The 19,836-nt window shown below is 42.5% G+C and carries 19 protein-coding genes and 1 riboswitch; of the genes, 6 read left to right on the forward strand and 13 right to left on the reverse strand.

Going from position 1 to position 19,836, the window contains the following annotated elements:
* The first annotated feature begins 371 nt into the window (after positions 1-371).
* Positions 372-1,559: a metallophosphoesterase gene (locus DBR43_RS06640; protein WP_124579074.1), complete on the forward strand. Its 1,188-nt coding sequence runs from the start codon at positions 372-374 to the stop codon at positions 1,557-1,559.
* 62 nt (positions 1,560-1,621) lie between these two features.
* Here DBR43_RS06640 and DBR43_RS06645 read toward each other — a convergent pair whose 3' ends face one another.
* Positions 1,622-2,788 (reverse strand): cysteine desulfurase family protein, encoded by a 1,167-nt coding sequence (locus tag DBR43_RS06645; RefSeq protein ID WP_124579076.1) that lies wholly within the window; start codon positions 2,786-2,788, stop codon positions 1,622-1,624.
* A 99-nt stretch (positions 2,789-2,887) separates the two neighbouring features.
* Positions 2,888-2,990: riboswitch (SAM riboswitch) on the reverse strand.
* A gap of 205 nt (positions 2,991-3,195) precedes the next feature.
* Between DBR43_RS06645 and DBR43_RS06650 the strand changes: the two genes are divergently transcribed.
* The 4 genes from DBR43_RS06650 (at position 3,196) to DBR43_RS06665 (ending at position 5,793) form a co-directional block, all read left to right on the forward strand.
* Entirely contained in the window at positions 3,196-3,921 is a 726-nt protein-coding gene (locus DBR43_RS06650) for a CDP-alcohol phosphatidyltransferase family protein (protein WP_124579078.1), read from the forward strand.
* On the forward strand, positions 3,921-4,367 hold the full coding sequence (locus tag DBR43_RS06655) for a GtrA family protein (protein WP_124579080.1): 447 nt from the start codon (positions 3,921-3,923) through the stop codon (positions 4,365-4,367). Before DBR43_RS06650 ends, DBR43_RS06655 begins: the two co-directional genes overlap by 1 nt.
* A gap of 104 nt (positions 4,368-4,471) precedes the next feature.
* Positions 4,472-5,341 (forward strand): AraC family transcriptional regulator, encoded by an 870-nt coding sequence (locus DBR43_RS06660; RefSeq protein ID WP_124579082.1) that lies wholly within the window; start codon positions 4,472-4,474, stop codon positions 5,339-5,341.
* 11 nt (positions 5,342-5,352) lie between these two features.
* Positions 5,353-5,793, forward strand: a complete 441-nt coding sequence (locus DBR43_RS06665) for a DUF983 domain-containing protein (RefSeq protein ID WP_233602891.1) — start codon at positions 5,353-5,355, stop codon at positions 5,791-5,793.
* Between the two features lie 127 nt (positions 5,794-5,920).
* On the opposite strand, the gene DBR43_RS06670 is transcribed toward DBR43_RS06665, so the two are convergent.
* On the reverse strand, positions 5,921-6,721 hold the full coding sequence (locus DBR43_RS06670) for a helix-turn-helix transcriptional regulator (RefSeq protein WP_124579084.1): 801 nt from the start codon (positions 6,719-6,721) through the stop codon (positions 5,921-5,923).
* Between the two features lie 185 nt (positions 6,722-6,906).
* Between DBR43_RS06670 and wrbA the strand changes: the two genes are divergently transcribed.
* Complete coding sequence (gene wrbA / locus DBR43_RS06675; protein WP_233602893.1) at positions 6,907-8,019, forward strand: NAD(P)H:quinone oxidoreductase; 1,113 nt, start codon at positions 6,907-6,909, stop codon at positions 8,017-8,019.
* Here wrbA and DBR43_RS06680 read toward each other — a convergent pair.
* The 11 genes from DBR43_RS06680 to DBR43_RS06730 all read right to left on the reverse strand — a co-directional run bounded on the left by DBR43_RS06680 (position 8,000) and on the right by DBR43_RS06730 (position 19,813).
* On the reverse strand, positions 8,000-8,467 hold the full coding sequence (locus tag DBR43_RS06680) for a DUF1572 family protein (protein ID WP_124579086.1): 468 nt from the start codon (positions 8,465-8,467) through the stop codon (positions 8,000-8,002). The two genes, wrbA and DBR43_RS06680, sit on opposite strands and share 20 nt — an antisense overlap.
* A 114-nt stretch (positions 8,468-8,581) precedes the next feature.
* Positions 8,582-9,055: an acyl-CoA thioesterase gene (locus tag DBR43_RS06685; RefSeq protein ID WP_124579088.1), complete on the reverse strand. Its 474-nt coding sequence runs from the start codon at positions 9,053-9,055 to the stop codon at positions 8,582-8,584.
* A gap of 83 nt (positions 9,056-9,138) precedes the next feature.
* Positions 9,139-10,083 carry a YeiH family protein gene (locus DBR43_RS06690; protein WP_124579090.1) on the reverse strand — a complete coding sequence of 315 codons (945 nt, stop codon included), beginning with the start codon at positions 10,081-10,083 and terminating at the stop codon, positions 9,139-9,141.
* A gap of 61 nt (positions 10,084-10,144) precedes the next feature.
* Positions 10,145-11,041, reverse strand: a complete 897-nt coding sequence (locus DBR43_RS06695) for a LysR family transcriptional regulator (protein WP_124579092.1) — start codon at positions 11,039-11,041, stop codon at positions 10,145-10,147.
* A gap of 93 nt (positions 11,042-11,134) precedes the next feature.
* The gene (locus DBR43_RS06700; RefSeq protein WP_124579095.1) at positions 11,135-11,785 is read right to left on the reverse strand and encodes a hypothetical protein; all 651 of its coding nucleotides are present in this window, start codon (positions 11,783-11,785) and stop codon (positions 11,135-11,137) included.
* A 9-nt stretch (positions 11,786-11,794) separates the two neighbouring features.
* Positions 11,795-12,706 (reverse strand): hypothetical protein, encoded by a 912-nt coding sequence (locus DBR43_RS06705; RefSeq protein WP_124579097.1) that lies wholly within the window; start codon positions 12,704-12,706, stop codon positions 11,795-11,797.
* A gap of 91 nt (positions 12,707-12,797) precedes the next feature.
* The gene (locus DBR43_RS06710) at positions 12,798-15,722 is read right to left on the reverse strand and encodes an OmpA family protein (protein WP_124579098.1); all 2,925 of its coding nucleotides are present in this window, start codon (positions 15,720-15,722) and stop codon (positions 12,798-12,800) included.
* A gap of 5 nt (positions 15,723-15,727) precedes the next feature.
* A complete protein-coding gene (locus DBR43_RS06715; protein WP_124579099.1) occupies positions 15,728-16,225 on the reverse strand; it encodes a DUF4280 domain-containing protein in 498 nt (165 codons plus the stop codon).
* Positions 16,226-16,245: 20 nt separating this feature from the next.
* The gene (locus DBR43_RS06720; RefSeq protein WP_124579100.1) at positions 16,246-17,226 is read right to left on the reverse strand and encodes a hypothetical protein; all 981 of its coding nucleotides are present in this window, start codon (positions 17,224-17,226) and stop codon (positions 16,246-16,248) included.
* 17 nt (positions 17,227-17,243) lie between these two features.
* Positions 17,244-18,251: a DUF2931 family protein gene (locus DBR43_RS06725; RefSeq protein WP_124579101.1), complete on the reverse strand. Its 1,008-nt coding sequence runs from the start codon at positions 18,249-18,251 to the stop codon at positions 17,244-17,246.
* Entirely contained in the window at positions 18,248-19,813 is a 1,566-nt protein-coding gene (locus DBR43_RS06730; RefSeq protein WP_124579102.1) for a T6SS phospholipase effector Tle1-like catalytic domain-containing protein, read from the reverse strand. The genes DBR43_RS06725 and DBR43_RS06730 overlap by 4 nt, the downstream gene beginning before the upstream one ends.
* Positions 19,814-19,836 lie beyond the last annotated feature (23 nt).

Here is a 19,836-nt window from a genome sequence, read left to right on the forward strand (position 1 = left end):
ATTTGAAAAAAGCTCCTTCTGTCTGGGAGACTGAAGAAGCTTTTAAATATTTTTATTCTCTACAGCCAAAATCATTACCTACACATGCAGTGGGTAAACATCAGATTTCCGTTGTAAATTGTTTGGTTCATACAGCAAATATATAAAGTATATAGGTTTAGTAGTACATTGCTTTTGTAAAAAATATGCAATAAACTGTATTACAACAAGTTAATTTACTTCCAGCGCAAACAAAAAGCAGTCATTTTTCCTTATTAAGCCTTGACTGGTACGAACTTAGCCTCAGTTCAATCCTCCTGGCAATGTAAAATTGGCGCCCCGCTGCATTAAATCAATGATGATGCAGTACATTTATTTAGTTTTAAATTTCTATGAAGAGAAAAATCAATCTTTTACCCTTTGCAATTATCACTGCATTCGTCTTTCTGCTCAACTGGTATGTGCTCTCCGGAATCCAGACCTTAACCCTCAGCAGCTGGCTCAGCCCTGTTTTTTGGGGCTTTATCATTTTCATTACTGTTGCCCTCGCCTACTCCATTCAGAGGATGCGGGACAATGGAATGGACATCTTCTTTAAAATCACCACCCATACCTTTTTGGTTTTACTGGCCAGTGAACTCGTCTTTATCATTGTCTTATTCCTTGGGGATGGCTACCGCCTGATTACCGGAGGAGCAAGAAATGTCTACTGGGTGGAGTTTGGCCTGCTCCTCTTTGGGATCACAGTACTCATTTTCCTGTATGGCATCATTAAAGGAAAATATGCTTACCGGGTAATTAAACATACTTTATACTTCGAAGACCTGCCGGAAAATTTTGATGGTTTCCGCATTACACAGATTTCAGATGTACACGCAGGCAGCTTTAAGAATGCCAGAGCGGTGCAAAAAGGGATCGACCTGATTAAGGCACAAAACTCAGATTTATTTGTATTTACCGGAGACCTGGTGAATAATAAAGCGGAAGAAATTTTGCCATGGATGGGACATTTTTCACAGGTAAAAGCACCATATGGGCAGTTTTCCATCCTTGGAAATCACGATTATGGAGATTATGTGAAATGGGAAAACGATTCCGTTAAACAAGCCAACCTGCAGGATTTAAAAAGACATCATGGAGAAATGGGCTACCGCCTCTTGCTGGATGAGCATGTGGAACTCGAAAAGGATGGCCAAAAGATCATTCTTGCAGGGGTTGAAAACTGGGGGATTGGATTTGGCGAACGTGGGGACCTTAAAAAGGCACTTCAGGGCGTTGATCCACAAAGTTTTAAAGTATTGCTTTCTCACGATCCGACACACTGGGATGCGGAAGTAAAAAAATGGCCTTCAAAAATCCACCTCACCTTATCCGGTCATACGCATGGAATGCAGTTCGGGATGGAAGCCTTTGGGATCAAATGGAGCCCTGTAAAATACAGATATGCGCATTGGGCAGGCATTGCCTCAGAAAATGGCAGATACCTGAACATCAACAGAGGTTTCGGCTTTCTGGGTTTCTCCGGAAGGGTCGGCATCTGGCCGGAGATTACCGTAATCGAATTAAAAAAAGCGAGGTAAAAAATTCAGACCATTGCCCCCAAAATTCAATTATTTTTTGGGAGCAACAGTCAGTCCTTTCTCTACAAATATGCTTCAGCCCTTTCCAGCGATGACTCCCTGACATACAGGCCAGCCAATTTTTCAACGGCATAGTCGATTTCTTCTTCCGTATTGTAACGGCTAAAGGAGAAACGGAGGGTTGGTCTGCTGAAATCATAACCCAGGGCAGAAAGCACATGTGATCCCGCACCGGAATGACTGTTACAGGCACTGCCTCCGGAGGCAGAGATCTGATGCTGATCGAGGTAATGAAGCGGACTGATCCCACTTTGCAAATCCGGAAGAGACACGCTCAGGACACTATTTAATGTTCCATGATTTTGTGCTGAATTCCCATTAAAGGAAATTCCCTGAATTTTATCTGTCAGCTTAAAAATCATTCTTTCCTTCAGTTTGATTAAATGTTTTTGGCTGGCCGACTGGTTCCGGTAGGCAATTTCCAATGCTTTCGCTAATCCCACAATTCCGGTTACATTTTCTGTTCCTGCACGTTGCTTATATTCCTGAGCACCTCCATGGATCAATGGCTGTAATTCATGAGCGGTATTCCGGTACAGGAAACCGATTCCTTTCGGTCCATGAAACTTATGTGCAGACCCAACCAGAAAATCAACATTTAAAGAGGAGGTATCGTACCGGTACTGGCCCATAGACTGAACAGTATCTGAGTGAAAAACAGCCCGGTACGTTCTACAGACCGAAGCAATAGATTCGATATCATTGAGGTTTCCAATCTCATTGTTTCCATGCATCACCGAAACAAAGGCCCTTTCATTGGCTGCAATCAGCTGTTCGAGATGAGACAGGGAAATATTCCCTCTTTCATCGTGTTTCAAATAAACGATCCGGATTTCTCCGTTCTTCTCCAATGCTTTCAGGGTATGAAGTACCGCATGATGCTCAAAAGGAGTAGTGATCGCCAGCCGGATGTTATTGGCACGGATGCCCGAAAGAATGGCGGTATTGTCTGCCTCAGAGCCTCCTGAGGTAAAAACGATGTGGCGCGGCGTCGCGTTTAACAAATCTGCAATGATCCCCCTGGATTGCTCAATGGCAACTCTTGCTTCCCTCCCATGGAAATGAGAAGAAGAAGGATTACCGAAGTTTTCAAATAAGTAAGGCTCCATGGCCAAAAATACTTCTCTGTTTAAAGGTGTTGTTGCAGCGTTGTCTAGATAAATTCTCATGTTAATGGGTTTAATAGATTAATAAAAATCTACTTAATCAGCTTCGAGAAATAAGGCAATGGATGAGTCTAAGAGAAACCACAAGCATGGGTTTCAAACAACTTATCTCTTCCGCAATCTTGCGGACAGGAATTAGCACCTTATTATTCAACAGGTTGCTAAGACATCACAGGGCCTTTCCCTCAGTCTTTCTGGATAAGTAAATAAATGTAAGAACAGTTACTGTCAGCAAAGATATAATAAAGACTACTAATTTCATAGACTTTATGAAAAAAAATTACAAATCGAAGAATTTCAGTCATGCAATTGCTACTTCTACCTAACATTTAACTTTTTTTTCCTTTAAGTCAGGATTCATTTACATATTTTTGCGGGATATTCAAAAAGAATATTTTTATAAAGCCTGAATGGAAGAAAACAAGTTGAGAGAAGAAGTGCGCCCGGTAACCGGCGACAACAGTATTTTAAAAAGAATATTCCAGGATAGAAAGAGAACTAATATATTAAGCGGTGTAGAGCAAAGCACCATTTCCTATCTCGTGAAACGGGTTCCTTCCTTTATTACTTCAGATATGCTCACCTTTATAGGTACTGCAGGTTCGGTATTGGTGCTGACCGGGTTTATCCTTGCCACTTATCTCAGCAGAGAATACCTGTTGCTTGGTGTGTTGGGCCTGGCCATTAACTGGTTTGGTGATTCACTGGACGGCAGGATCGCCTATTACAGAAATATCCCCCGCAAATGGTATGGATTTTCATTAGACATCATCATGGACTGGGTCAGTACAGTGCTGATTGGCTTAGGCTACCTTGTTTATGCGAGAAATGAATATGAACTCATTGCCTTTATTTTTGTGGTCCTTTACGGATGGGCGATGATCATTTCGCAACTCCGCTACAAAATCACCGATATTTATAGCATTGATGCAGGCCTGGTTGGCCCTACCGAGATCAGGATCATCCTCGCATTGATCATTATTATGGAAGTCTTCTTCGGCCATTTAATAGAATATTTTGCCGCGATCATCTGTATTACCTTATTTATCATTAATTTCATCGATACCCGGAAGTTATTAAAGCTTGGCGACATCAGGGATAAGGCCGAGCGGGAAGCAAAGAAAAAAGCCAGCTAATGAGCATCATGAAATCTGTATATGTTTTTGCCAAAGCACAGGTTTCGGCATTTTCCGGTGGCATGCTGGACTATGGCACCATGATCCTCTGTACAGAGCTCCTGCACATCCATTATACCATTTCCATCGCCATTGGCGGGATTATAGGGGCCATTGCAAACTTCTCCATCAACCGCTACTGGACCTTTAATGCCGATAAAGCACATACCTCTCCTGTGGGCGATCAGCTGACAAAGTTCATTTTCGTGGTGGCCGGAAGTATCGCCCTGAAATCTTCGGGCACCTGGCTTTTTACCAACTGGCTCCATCTCGATTACAAGATCACAAGAATCATGGTAGATATCATCGTTTCTTTGAGTTTCAACTATGTTTTACAAAAGTACTGGGTATTTAAAAAAACGGCTCCGGAATTAAAAACACCACAAAAGGAGGAGATAAAGGCCTAATCTGAGCGATCCGACAAGAGCAACAGAAAACAAATCAGTAAATAGTACCATTTTATAAAGAATTAATACCGCTTATAAATCAGGGGGAAGAAGTATCTTTGTATATGAAAAATGACATCCCTGTTTACGACATCAGTACTTTTGAGGAATACAAAAATGCCGGTATCCTTGTCAGCAGATTTGGGCATTATTCTAAACAGTATTTACACTTACATTCCGCACACCGCCACTCTTTTTACCATTTGGTTTATTTTACCAGTGGCAGCGGAACACAAACTATAGATTTTCAGAATTACCCGGTCATGCCCGGTTTGATTTACTTTATGACCCCGGGACAGGTACACAGCTGGTCTTTTAACACGGAAGTAGAAGGTTATATCATCAATTTTTCTGAAGATTACTTCAAATCCTTTTTATACAACCCCTTATACCTGGAGAACTTCAGCTTTTTTGATGAACATTCCGGAGATGCAGTATTGGTATTGCCCAATGAAGCAAGGGAGAAAGTTGCGGCCCTCTTTGAAGAGATCCTCAATGAAGGAAAGGAAGCGCGTGCCTTCGATGCTGACCTGGTCAGGATCCTAATGTTAAACATCTTTATTCAGGTATCCAGGGGCCTCAGCTTAAAGCAGCAGACCCAAACCAATTCCTACAACCAAACCCTGTTGAAGAGCTTTAAAAAATTAATCGAAACCAATTTTATTGAATTGAGGTTTCCTAAACAATATGCGGAGTTACTATACATTACCCCGAACCATTTAAATGCTTTATGCAACGACCTTCTGGGTGTTCCTGCAGGGCAGCTGATTCGCGACAGGGTAATTTTAGAAGCCAAGCGACTATTGATCAACATGGAACTCTCTATCGCTGAAATATCGGAGAAACTCGCTTTTAGTGACCACTCCTACTTCATCAAATTCTTTAAAAAACAGGTTGGAGCAACACCGGATAAATTCAGAAAACAAGACAATTAAAACACACAGATATGAGCAGCACAGATCAATTAAATCATACACCACACGTTTCTCAATGGTATGGCATTACACATTCCAAATGCCCGAGATGTAGAGAAGGTAATGTTTTCACCGGAGCAACTTATGGCTTCAAAGTGCAGAAAATGAACGAACGTTGTCCGCATTGCGACCTGAAGTTCGAACGTGAACCCGGATACTTTTATGTAGCCATGTTCGTAAGCTATGCCATGAATGTTGCAGAAATGATCTCCATGAGCGTTGCCGCTTACGTGTTAGGCTTACCACTGACTTATGAAAACCTATGGTATTATGTCGGCATTCTATTGATAGGGGTATTTCTTTTCTCTCCTTTCAATTACCGCTATTCCAGAATGGTACTTTTATACTGGCTCTCCCCGGGATTAAATTACGATCCTTCGAAAGTCAATAAACCAGCTGTACCGGCTAAATAATTCAACAACTCTCCTCATAAAAGGGTTGAGCGGAAATTTCCGCTCAACCCTTTTTTTATTTGCACCGCATCCCGGCCATTTTTTACCGCTTCCCCGCCATGACTGGCAAGGGGCATCAAAATGTAGCTTAAGACACCATCATTTCCTGTGGACGAAGGCCCAGCACTTTATAAAAGGTATTGCTAAAGGTAGAAACACTGTCATACCCAACCTTCATCGCGACACTCTTTACGTTCTCTCCCGATACAGAAAGCAATTCTACCGCTTTTATCACTTTATACAATTTGATATATCCGGCCACGGTGATTCCAATATCCTGCTTAAAAAGCCGCTCCATTGTTCTTGCAGAAAGGTTAAACCGCTTTGCAACCTCCGGTATTTTGAGCTCGTTTGCCATGTCCCCTCCGCTTTCCACACAGTCTGTCAGGTAATCAATCATACTGGCAATCCGTGGGTCCCGGGGAACCGGAAGCACCAAAGGCAGGGCAGCATTGAAGGTTAAGGGTAAAATCCCAATCAATGCCTTCAGGAAATCCAGTTCCAGCACATCCTCTTCTTCCAAACGGGACCATTGCTCGGTAAAAAGAATCATTTCCCGCAATACCTTAGAGGTATGAAAGATATTGAGTTCCTGGAAAAAAGGGTCATTTGCTGTTTTACTCAAAAAGATACAACGCAGATAAACCTGCTTCACAGGGCTGGATGTCCGGTGGACCAGCCCGGGAGGAATCCAGGCACAATGATGTGTAGGCAGCAGATAAGTCCTTTCCGCAGTATGCAGGTATTGCACGCCTTTTTCTACAAAGATCAGCTGCCCCATGTGATGGGCATGCCATTCGTCGGAAAACTTCCAATCGGCCTCATGCCATACATAAGCCTCTTTTTGTACCGCATCAACGGTTAAGTGACAAAACCTCGCTCTATCCATTTGTCGTATATTAACATGTTATTGGCAAATATAGACATTTAAAGACAGCTGCATTTCCGGACCTTTGTGCTTATAAATATTAAATCAATAATCACATGGATTCTGTAAACTCAATGCGCATCAAAACAGGCATTTTAATATTCCTGTCACTGTTTAGCTGTTCATTATTAAAAGCACAAAGCAAAATGACCAATCATAACTCAGAAACAAAGGTCCTCGTCCTGTTCAATACAGAAAGCGGTGGAACCTATAAAATGGCGAGAGAGATCGCCGCCGGAATAGAAAAGCTTCCCGGAGCCAAAGCCATATTGAAACAGGTTCCCAGAATTAAGCCATTGGAGAACGAAGCAAAACAAGTCTTTGGCAACATTCCGTATGCCAACATCAATGAACTGGCCGAATATGATGGGATCGCCTTTGGCTCTGCTGTTCATTTCGGAAACATGTCTGCAGACATGCGTTACTTCCTGGACCAGTCGGTTGGGCTTTGGACCGCCCATAAGCTGGAAGGAAAACCAGCCACGGTATTTATGTCTGCAGGAAGCGGCGCAGGCAGAGAAGGCGCGATACTGTCTTTCTGGAATACCCTTGCGGTACATGGAATGACGATTGTATCTCCGGGAATCATGGGTACTTCAGAAATAGACAAATCTATTCCACAGGGAAACACGGTATTTGGTGCTTCTTCCCTTGCCGGTGCAACCGGCGACAGGCCTTCAAAAGGAGAATTACACATTGCAGCACTGCAGGGATATGCCCTGGCTAAAGCGGCAAAAGGATATCAGCTTACAAAAGCAGAGATTGCTCCTGCTCCATTAACACCATCATCGCCAAAAGTGAGCCGTATAGAAGCCCGGTTAAAAGAATTAAACATTGTACTTCCGGATGCCCCTGCACCGGTTGGAAATTATAAACCTTTCAGGATTTCAGGCAAACAGGTATTTATCAATCAGATTGCTTTAAAAGCAGGAAAGGTAGAACACCCTGGAATCCTGGGTACTGAAGTGACCGAGGAGCAGGCTAAACTTGCCACCCGCCAGACTTTATTAAACGTTCTTGCGGTATTAAAACAGGCAGCAGGCGGAGACCTGGACCAGGTGAAACAAGCCGTACAGTTAACCGGTTTCTTTTACACTCCTGCAGGATACACCAAACATGCCCTGCTGATGAACGAAGCTTCCAACCTGCTGGTTGAAATTCTTGGCGAGAGCGGAATGCATACCAGGGCTACTGTTGGTGCATCCTCCCTGCCAATGAATTCTTCAGTGGAGATCCAGGCTATTTTTGAGCTGGAATAACCGCGGTACCCAACAACCTTCTGTGGTAGTTGATCTGACCGGTATGATAGGCCAGATGAGCCAGTAAATGACACAACATAAAGTCAATCGTCTGGCCTTCATATACGTCTTTGATCAACTTAGGATAAGGAGCTTGTAAATCGTCAATGCGCTTAATGCTTTCCACAACTTCGGCTTTCAGCGCATAAAGCTCTTTTAGCAAAGCCTCGTAGCTGAACCTTCTGGAGTTAAACTCCGCATCTCTGTCGCGCTGATAAGGAAAACCGGCAAGTGGCTCGGTCACAAAAGTCTTTAAATTTCCAATCAGGTGCTGGGCAAGATGCCCCGCTGAGTTACTGATCATTGGCGCAACCAACCAGATTTCCTCCGGATCGGTATAGGCTTCCATTTCGGTGATCAACCGCTGTAAATCTCTGTCGTAAATATGGATATAATCGTTCTGGGTCATGTCTTTTCTGCTTACTCAAAATTGGTTAAAAAAAGAGGATTTGTGAACAGGAAGCGCTTAAATAAAACAATATAGAGGCATTCTTAATTAGAATACCCGGCATTTAAAAGCAGCTTATTCGTTAAAATAATACTGCATTTCCTGATTGATCTCTTTCCTCATATCCGCCAGACGAATCGCATATTTCTGAAGGGCTTTCTCTTCTTCTGTTTCAGGAACCCATTCCGGAACAGGTACAGTTTTCCCTGCATCATCTACCGCGGCAAAGACAATCACACAATGGGTTGCCTTGGTTTCCATTTTTGTCTTGGGATTGATGGTCATGATGTCTACACCAATGTGCATGCTGGTTCTTCCGGTATAAAGAATTCTGGCCTGAACTTCTACAATGTCGCCGATATGAATCGGATTGACAAAGCGGATTCCCCCAACATACACCGTTACACAATACTGACTGCTATATTTCACCGCACAGGTATAAGCGGTCTGGTCAATCCATTTCATCACTGCCCCACCATGGACCTTCCCACCAAAATTTACATCTCCGGGTTCGCTCAAAAAGCGAAAAGTAATCATGTTCTTCTGCATAACGCGCTGGATAAAGGTTGAATTTAATAGTTTAAATTTCCCTTATTTATTGCTTTTATCCTAGACAAAAACACATTCTTTTGTTAAACGAAGCTCATAATTGCCCAGAGTGAAGCACAGGAAATGGCAGCCCATAAGATCAATCCCTGCAAAAAGGGCTTTACACCAACTATACGGATCACTTTAAAAGACAGCCCGCTGCCAATCAGGAATAAAGTTAGGGTTAAGCCTGATTTGGCAATCATCACGAGGTAAGGAGCCATCAGTTTCACAAAAGGCAGAAAAGTATTGGCCAGCATGGCGAGGATAAATAAACCGATAAAATAAGGGAGCTGAACTTTACGCTGGCTGCTCTTAAAAAGAACAGCTGTTCCCAGTGCTACAGGGATAATCCATAAGGCACGGGCAAGTTTCACTGTAGTTGCGATCTGTAAGGCCTGCTCTCCGTATTTACTGGCCGCACCTACCACAGAGCTCGTATCGTGGATGGCAATGGCACACCACATGCCGAACTGGCTTTGGGATAATCCCAGTAAATGACCTATTGCCGGAAAGAGGAATAAGGCAACAGAATTCAGGATAAAGACAATGCCAAGAGAAACGGAAATCTCTTTTTCTCCTGCCTTCATTACCGGCGACAATGCCGCAATAGCACTCCCACCGCAAATCGCCGTTCCAGATGAGATCAGAAAAGAGGTTTTCCTTTCTATTTTGAAAACCTTACCTAGGATGAAACCCAGAACCAGCACCCCAAAAATCGAAACAACCATGAATAAAAAGCCTTCGCCACCAGCGCGGATCGCCGAAAACACATTCATTCCAAAGCCCAATCCTACCACGGAAATTTTCAATAATAAATTGGTTGCTTTTTGATTCAGATGAAGGTAAGGGTGTTTCATCAGCTGTGCGAGGGCCAATCCCATCAACAGTGCCAGTGGTGGCGACATAAAAGGCATCAGGCACAACAATGCGGCTAATAAAAAAACGACTTTTCGGGTATTCAGGCTCAGTTCCATAATCTCTTCCATTTGTTGGAACAAAGGTCCGGATCATGGCCCTGCGGGTCAAATTGCTAATATTAATCTCCCATTACTTCAGGTTATAGGACAAGCGGGCATGACGCAGGAATACTTCCGACAAACCGTCCAAAATTCCCTGAAGATGAATGAAATAGAAGTAACGTTCAATGCTTAACCCGGCAATGTCTATGATGTGCAGGCTTCCGTTTTGCAGTTCTTTATTCAGTGCATGAATGGAAATAAAGGCCAGACAGGAGGAGTTCATCAAATAAGATTTGATACTTTCCGTACTTCCCAACTGGATCTCCATTTTCAGATCGGACATTTTCAGGCCGACTTCTTTGAGCGCATGATCGATCACCTCCCTCGTTCCGGACCCCTGCTCCCGCATCACAAAAGCATGTGATTTTAAAGCTTCCGGATCCAATACCCCTTTTCTGGCCAGAGGATGATCTTTGCTGCAAACCAATACAATCTCATCCTTGATGAATTCCGTATAACTGATCTCCTGATTTTTAGATTTCCCCTCTACAATCCCCAGATCAATCTCTTTATCGAGTAAAGCTTTTTCGACCTGTTCTGTATTTCCATTGACGAGGTTGAGCCGGATGTCTTCAAACTTCTTTTTGAATCCTGCAAGAAGAGGGGCAATGATGTAATGGGCAATGGTGGTGCTGGCACCGAGGCTCAGCGAGCCCTCCTTTTTATGAACCAGGGAATTCATGTCGAAATCAATGTTCCGGTAAATGGCAAAAAGTGTTTCCGTATGACTGAGCAATAACTCGCCCGCTGAAGTCAGCTGAATGCTATTTCCTTTACGCTCGAATAACTTGTTATTATACTGCTGTTCCAATTCATGAATATGCTTCGTTACCGCTGGCTGGGTAATGAACAGCGTGGCTGCAGCTTTGGTGAAGCTGAGGCGCTTGGCTACAGTATAAAACACTTCTAATCGAAAATCTGCCATCTTATTAGTTTGAACTTCACTGAACTTAGTTTGAACTTCCCTGAACGGAAAATTCAAACTTAGTAAAATCCTTTAAGGAATTCGTTCTGAAGCTTATTTTCCCTTAGTTTTAAGCAGAATTTTCGTTGCATCACGGGCATAGCTCCCGATACTTGTGGCATATCCCTTTAACCGGGAAAGCTCAGAGGCAGTCTCATCTGAATAGTTCAGAATGGCCAGTCTCGCTTCTTCCTGATGCGCCTCATTTAACGCATTGGTAAAGAAATGACCAATGGTATTTTTCGGATCTACCCAAACCCGCCTGTAATAGTTAACCTGCGGAGAAAAAACAGTAGTGTAAGCATCATCAGGAAAAGGGGCTTTCCCCAGTTTTGTATCTAATGCAGTTTCCAGTGCTTTGATTTCCCGCTGAGAAAAGACTTTCAGCTCAATCAGGCGGATGGTACTGTCCCGGCGTTCATAATGAACGATTACCCTATTGATGGAATCGCCTTGTTTTCCACTGAGGTCCACTCCGTTAAATTTTAAAATACTCGAATCCGAACTTTCAAACACACCATAATTGGTATAAGTCCAGTTTGTAGCCCGGTCATCTTTAAGTTTCAATCCTGTTCCTTTCAAAAAACCACTGATCTTTTCTTTAAAAGTGATGTTGGAAAGATCAAATGGAATTGGCGCCGGATTTTTACAGGAACAATTGATCAATACGATCAGTGAGACACAAACTATTTTTTTTATTAACATCGAACGTAATTATCTAATGATTTCAAACCCAGTCTTTCCTTCCGGTATATGGAGATAGAGACCGGTAAACCTGGCTCTTGTATTCCCGCTTTCGTTCTTGTATTTGCCCCATAGCACAAACTCCTTTCGCAAAAGAGGGTTAGTATTGTTCTGTTCTAAACAAACCAGTTTACCATCTCCGTAAAGTACCATTTTATAATTTTCCAGGGGTTCTATCTTATAAGAAGGTTCTTTAAATGGAAATAATTCATCGCTGACAACATCATCAACTTCTTCCTGTCCGATATAACCACTTTGACCAATTTCAGCCTGGGAGTGAAAAGTCAGCTTAAAATAATCATCTGCTTTTTTATCATTGATCAGATTCCATACCTGCTGATAAGCTGCTTCTGTTTTTTGAAGCAACTCCTTTTGATCCATTTTCCTTAAATCTTTGCTATTGCTCCAGCCTTTATTTTCATAAGGTACCTGTGCATTAAAAGTAAAACTATGTTCATAATAGTTTTCACCCGCAGCAATAAAGGTTTTGCCATCCGGTTTCTTCAAGCTGTGATGCTCAAGCAAAATCTCTTTACTCATATAGGGATCAACTTTCTTTTTGTTAATTTTTAAGATGTTTAGGTCTACTTCCGTCCAGTCTGGCAGCTTATCAATGACATCTCCATTTTCACGTTTCCCTATCGGATACAATTTGTAAGTGATCTTTTGTGGCCCACTTTTTAAAATCATCAATTGAACGTCAACCTCTGCACTTACCTGGTCCTCTTGAAAAAACTTAAAGGTTGGAACGTCATTCACTAGTATTTCAAATGTACAGCCCAAAATATTTTTTATCTCTAAAAAATAGTAGGGCTCTTCCGGATAATGCTTTACTGACTTAAATATCTTCTCAGAAATGTTACTCGCATTTATTTCTTCCATATTACTCTGGTTTATTTCATTCTTAACCACCTTATTACAAGAACCAAGGCAAATCAAAAACGTTACTAACAAAAAGTTTCTTTTTAACATATTAATACAATTTTACATCTGCTACCGTTATCGTTTCCGGATCCATTAAAACAAAATTCATTGGTTCAGGCTTAATAATGTCTATAGCTTTGTCGTTTCCTCTCTTCGTACTCAAACTAATCATTACACTCCCCTTAATTCCGGAAAAGTAGATCATATCCTTATAAAAAGGGTTCATCTGGATATCCACCCCATAAGTCCGTTCATGAGAAATATAACTTTCGATGTTCAGTTTAATTCCGGCATTCAGTTCTAAAGATGGCAAATATTTCCGGACAGGGGCCCAAAATTGATTTTGTACTCTTCCCTTAGCCTCCAATACGACCTTACCTACAATCTTTTCTCCACTTACGATTTTACCCGAGCTATTGTTCAGCGCTTTATTCAGACGGTTAACAACCGTAACCGGTCCTTTTTTAAGGTATCCTGCATTTACAGGAATGGCAAATTTCACGCTATATCCTGCAGAAATTTTACCACTAAAAGTGAGTGTGAGACTCGCGTCATTACCCATCTTTTCCAACAAATCCTGAATACCTTTTCCTACAACTGCCTTTTCTTTCCCTTCTTTATCTTTCTCTTCATCAGTTTGTGCTGCCTTTTCCTCCTTGGTTTTCTTATAAAGGTCAGCTACAATCCTTTTAGCCAGTGTAAACTTCTTTTCATATTTAATCTCGATGAGCGGATTCGCCGTCACGTTCTCCTCTATCATAAAATAGATATCCCCATCTTTTCCTTTATGATAATAGAAGCCCCTGTTTACCGCCACCTGAGGAAATATAAACTCAAATCCTAAATCCTCTATTTCCTTCTTTAACTTTTGGGCTTCCTGGACTCCTTTGATCAGTTTCTTCAGTCTTGGCAGTTTGGCGGCAGCACTTTCCCCTGCAGTAAGGATCATGATCAGGACCTCCACCACAATCACCAGTACAGTAAGCGTCAGAATTGCTACTTCTACTGCAATTCTATACTCCGCTGTATAATCTTTTTGCCTCCCATACCCATTATAAAGACCACCCGTCCAGTTCCAGCGTTGATGATACCCCAGGCTATACATATTAGACTGATCCTTAATATAACCTACCAGCAATTCCTGTACGAATCCGGTTACCATCATCATAGGGATTATCTTCACTGCCCGGAAATACATATCCAGATAAGGCTTCGCTTTATTATAAATCGTATCAATTCCTTTCACCATGGTCACCCTTTGGGTGGTACCTCTGCTCGAAAAGAAAAATTCTTCCTGATAGTCGTACTGCGCATGAAGCATCCACACCGCATCACTGTAAGCCAGGATTAAAATCGTCGGTTTGGTTTTATCAGGAAAATAATTGCAGCAGTTGATGTAATATTCAAAGCTGTTTGGACGGGATGCTTTGCCTGGTGTCATGACGATCGGCAAGATCATCTCTTCCATATCAGAGAATACATTGGATTTAAACATACCGCTGCTCACTGAAATATCTTTACCAACGGTCCTGACCGCCCCTTCGTTTGTCAGTTCCTTATAAAAGACTTTATCAGTGACATGTCTTCGTTTATCTCCTTTATCATAAATACAGTTATCTATTTTAAAATTGACCACATTAAAATCCATGCTCACCGGACTTTCATTCGTTGGCACAATCGTATTGTAAAGCAATGGGTTTAGTGCCGGTGTAAAAAAGGTAAGCACACTCCGGCGGTTCATCTTATGCTCATGCGTATCCTTTTTATCCAGGTAGATGTACTGTCTTGACTCCGACTCTCCCAGTCCTTTTGAAGTAATTTTATTGGTCACCCCATGGGTATTCAGGTAACTATGGATCGCATCAGAACGCGCCTCAGAAAGGTTCTGGTTATAAGCATCTCCCTGCCTGATGTCGGCATGTGATTCAATCAGCATTGGTGTCCCCGGACTAAGCTTTAGAAATTTCACCAGATTGTCAAGTACAGGTTTTGCTTCAGATTTGATCACAGACTGATCAGTATCATAGTAAACCTTGAGGTCAAACTTGAATTTCGTAATGCTCTTTGCATAGTTCAATTCCTTTTTATGATCGAAAACGATCACATCCGCTCCCCTGTCGCTAATCCAGATCCGTTCAAAGCCACAGCCAAATTTCTGAATAGAAACTTCCGCTTTTCCGGTTTTCGCCGTTTTAACCGCAGTACCAAATGTCTTCTGCACAAAGGTTCCAATCTTGTTGTTCAGGTATAAATGTGTGGCATGCATAAACGCCCCCTTGGCATCAGGAATATAGCCATTTACGCCATCCGACTTCAACTGAATATAAAACTGCTCTTTTGCCTGCTTAAATCCAATTTCAGTATTCCAGCCCATCGTATCTGCAGCAGGAATATTCACATCAATTTCTCCGTTCACACAGCGCACGCGATACGTCTTTTTTAAAGGCAGATCAGTTCCCACTTCCGCATTAAAAACTACTACAGTACAGTAATTTCCGTTTAAACCTTCCGTTTCCAGATGCAGTTTCAATGCCCTGCCATATTCTGTAGGATTATTGATCGTAAGCTGTGTATCATTTCCGGGTTCATCCAGTGTCCATTGGGAACTCACCACTTTCGGCGGACAATAACCACCCACATACAAGCCCGTATTGTTCTTTGGATCTTTTATTCCAGACAGACAGGCCTCTACATAAAACAGGTAACTGCCGCATTTTTTTCTGGTGATCTGACATGCATAACATTCATCTGAGGGGATAGATTTCTTAAAGAATTCCAGTCTTCTGTTTTCGCCAAGCCTGAACCAGGTCATGTTTTTCTTCTTATCCGCAGCAGTAGTCCCGGGGAACCACTCTCCAACTTCGAAATACACCCATTGGTCGGGCGCAATAATCAATTTCTGATTAGGTATAGAGCGATTGGTATATACCGTTCCCTTTCCGGTCCATCTGATTTTTTTTACACCTTTTAACATACTTTTTATACCTGAGGGTTAGAAAATGTACTATTGGCATTACCTTCATCATTGAATTCAGGCTGCGTCACTTCCCTGATGTCAACAGCCGGATTTAAAGCTTTAGACACAGCTGGTTTTGCCTTTTCAAAATTCTCACTGCTCGCTTCTGCAATCTGCCCGTGGTTGAGAATTAAAATGCAGTCCTTTCCTCCAATCGGACAGGTAGCCTTACTGTCTTCCAGCAAAATCTTACCTCCATGGGTCAATGTGGTCTTCTCGTAAAATCCCGTCCATTCTGTGATCACTGCCTGGCAGGGTTTATTCATTTGCCTGGCACAGCTTCCAAAAGTATTTTTTTCCAGGGTAGCGCCAATATCCTTGTTGCTCGCAATCAATTTCTTTGATGCATCCTTATCGTTAGCATATTCTTTCTGGTGCGTCAAGACCTTTAATTTATCCGGCACAGTCCCAAAATTGCATTGACATATTGCCCCTTGTACTACCAAATGTTTTTCTGCCATGGCCTTCCTTTTTAAATTCTTTATTTACCAAATAGTGTATTAAACATTTTCGAAATCCCGGATTCAGAACGCTGTTCAGGGCCATCTAAAAACACGAGGTTCCCTGCTTTATGCGGATCAGTATTTAGGCTTCCCTGTTCTTCTGCTTCTCCCGTTCTAAACAGCAACAGCTCTACCGACTGCTTAACCGGACCGCCCGGATTCCATGTCGCTACTATAGATTGAATCGACTTAGTCTGTGCCGACAATAAATACCTTGCGGTATAATCACCTGTCAAGGCCTCTCCTTCTTCGATCTCCGGCATCGGCCGTTCGTCTTTAACGGTCCCCTTATGCCTCAGTATGATCTCTCCCGAATCATTCAAATAAGGTTCAGTGAACTGTTCGGTTTCAAAACTCATTCCTGCACCTTCTCCGGTCACAGGAAAGAACAAATCATCCTTAACCACTAAATCCGATGTATAAGGCTTATAAATAGAACAGAAATAACTGCTGATGAACAAATCTTTTCTGAAACATTCATTTAAAGACCATTCATCATAAATCACCTCTTCCATCAATTTTAAATACCGTTCTACCGCTTCTCCTTTAAAGTATTCCTGTAGTTTCCTTTTATGGGTAGGCCATCTTTCTATAATCTCCTCCCGGTTATGCACTTCCAGGTACGCCCCATCAAAGTCAACAGCAACCGACAAGGGATAAAACACCTGCCCTGCCTGATAAGAAAGCTCATCTATCGTCGTATTTGGGGCTACATCATTGATGTAAACCATGCTTGTGCGTTCTATTTTGAAAATCCTTGCCACCTCAGGAATGGTTTTGACATAGCTGACCATCAGTTCATATTTGACTGCATCTTCACTCTCCCCTTCCTTATAATTGATCAGCAAACCGTAAGACCTGCTAAAATAAGGTGCCACCAACTGCAGCTTCAGCGAAAAATTACCGCCAAACTGTACCGCGATCTGATCGCTTTCCATCGTATTTGTCTTTTCTTCCATATCCTGATCAAACTGACTTATCTAAAAAAGCTTTGGGTTTTTATCTCCTTAAAAGGGATTTCCTTATCCCCGATCTTCAGCTTTACCGTCGCATCCTGTTTACCTTTATCCAATAAGATCAGCAATTCCCCTTTTTCATTTTCCTTAAGATTTGAAAACACGGCAAAAGCTTCTTTTTCATCAAATTTGATTTCCGTTCTCAATTCTCTTTTCTGATCATCCAGCCAGTAAACATTCAGCTCTTCTATTACCCCGGCCTGCTGATCAGTGATGTGCTTTAAAGCCTCCCCGAAAACAAAATCACGTTCCTTATTGAAATAGTCCAGGTCTATCCGCGTAATCGTGGCCGTACTTTCGATCACTGCTTTCCAGAGATACCGTTTTCTCAAACCTTCCCAATAGTCGTAGGGAATCTTTCCGTTTTTTATCGCTGTCTGAATCTCTTCCGGAAGCTTTTGCAGCCTTGCATCGATGTATTGCAGCATCGTCCCATCCATATCGGGATAAATCTTCTTCCAATCCAGCTCCCCGACCGGACTTGCTTTAAAATGGCCGACCTCCACCTGCTTATTTCTAACCCCCGACAACCAGACGACGACATCGCCTCCGGGAGCCATTCCCACCTTAATCATTTGATAAGTACCACGCCCACCTTCCACATCATCCGGATATCCTTCCGCAAACAGCGAATCTATTTTCCTGGTATCCAGCTCAAATTTGCCGGCATAATTTTTCTTTTCAGCATAAGAGATCCAGGACAATTCCAGTCGCTGAGGCGCTTCTTTTAATTGTTCTCCGGCAATATTTACAGAGCCGTTCTCTCCCCAGCCATAGTCTACCGTTCTTCCATTGGGGATGTAGATACTGCCTTTAGTTCCGTAATAGAAAAAACCGCTGTAAATTTCTGCCGGATAATTTTCCGGCGCACATTCTGTAGGTAACCATTCGTATTTTTTCATCTTTTCCTGACAAGAGCTTATGGTAAATGAGCTGAGCGTAATTAATAATAAGAGGAGTTTTCTCATGGCCTTTTGTTAAAAACAACCCTTTCTCTTTCTCCCTGATCATTGATCGAAGGTTCTTTTCCAACTCCATCCCAGCTGGAAGAAAAATGCAGGTATCTGTTCCTTAATTCGTATAACATGTTCCGGTCTCTTACCGTTTCATTGTATTTGGCAGCTGGATAAACGCCATGGTCTACCATATTTTTGATGGATTGCAATTGCCCGGCAGTGTTAAAGACCAGGGCCGGAGCGGTCTTGAGTATGGCAAAATTCCTCAGTCTCGTGTACACATCCACTAAAGAAAGGTCCGAATTGCGCAATGGTGCTGCCGGTATTTTATGCTTGCTATCGATTTGCCCATCTTCGAATTCACAAATTTTCTTTCCGAATTCGAACATCAGATGAAGCGGAATAAGGCTGTATTTATTACTCAACACCCTGTTTCCAACGAGTTTATAAGGATCAGGCTGCGACATTTGCTGTTCCCTGTACCAGCCCTGTGCAATCAGCTTGTTCTTTTCCGCATTGATGAGTTTTTCCCTGTTCAGGAAGGACAACATTTCTTCTGCGAGGGAGACTTCCTCATTCACATTATCCCGGTAACTTCCCCCCACATCCGAGTGCACACCAGGGAGGGAGATTTCAATTCCGGTAGAAACTGAAGTCAGCTCGAATTTCTCTCTATGTTCATCAGCAGCAGTCAGGTGAACGATATTGGAGGCCTGATCGATGGCATTCAGGTTCAGTTCCGTGACATCATTGCTGTGCTTGATCCCAAAGGCAGAAACGGTATCATACAAACCTGCAAAACGGATCTTTACCCGGCTTATCTTTAACTTTTTCAGTTCCAGATGAACCCCAAACTGTCCGCGTGCAGGCATTTCTTCTTTGGAAGCGGGAAAACCGTCCGTATCAAAATACAAGGCAGTGCCATCTTCGGTTTCCGACTTTCTCGCCTTATAAGGTGCCTTGGTGATCTCATAGACAAAATTCCTTGCTGCAGCAGCGCCCCTGCTAAAACCAAATACGTCGACCGTAAGGGTATCTATATTCTTGCTGCTGCGTGCCTTGATCTGTTTCGCCAATTCCTCACAACCACGCTTTACCTTTGCCCTCACTCCGGTTACCCCGGTGCCTGTCCCCATATTGGGAACATTGTCAAAATTATCATCTGAAGTTCCGATCCCCTCCACATAAATAGAAAAGTAAAGTGCTTGTTTCTTGTACATTTTCTCGAGGTGGTCTACATTGGTACGGTCATTTTCATAACTCGTATTGTCCTGCCAATACATCTTCGTTCCTGATACCTTCCGATAAACCTCACTATTCCCGGATTCGCGATGGGATACATTTTTCCTGTTGTTTCCGGTTCCGTCAAAGAAAAGCCCCACGGTGATGTTCACCAGGTCTTCCTTGACCACCATTTTATCCGGATCACCGTATTCAATCCCATCCGTGGAAGTCTCCTGAATCTTTTGTCCAGCATTGGTATGAATGTCCTTTGCATAGGCCGTATAATCCTGAGCTGCAGTTTCCCGCATGGTCCCATTCGCTATTTTTATGATGTTGCCTTTCCCAATCATGATGCCCTGTTTTACCGATCAAC

This window comes from Pedobacter sp. KBW06, assembly GCF_003852525.1.
Classification (GTDB): domain Bacteria; phylum Bacteroidota; class Bacteroidia; order Sphingobacteriales; family Sphingobacteriaceae; genus Pedobacter.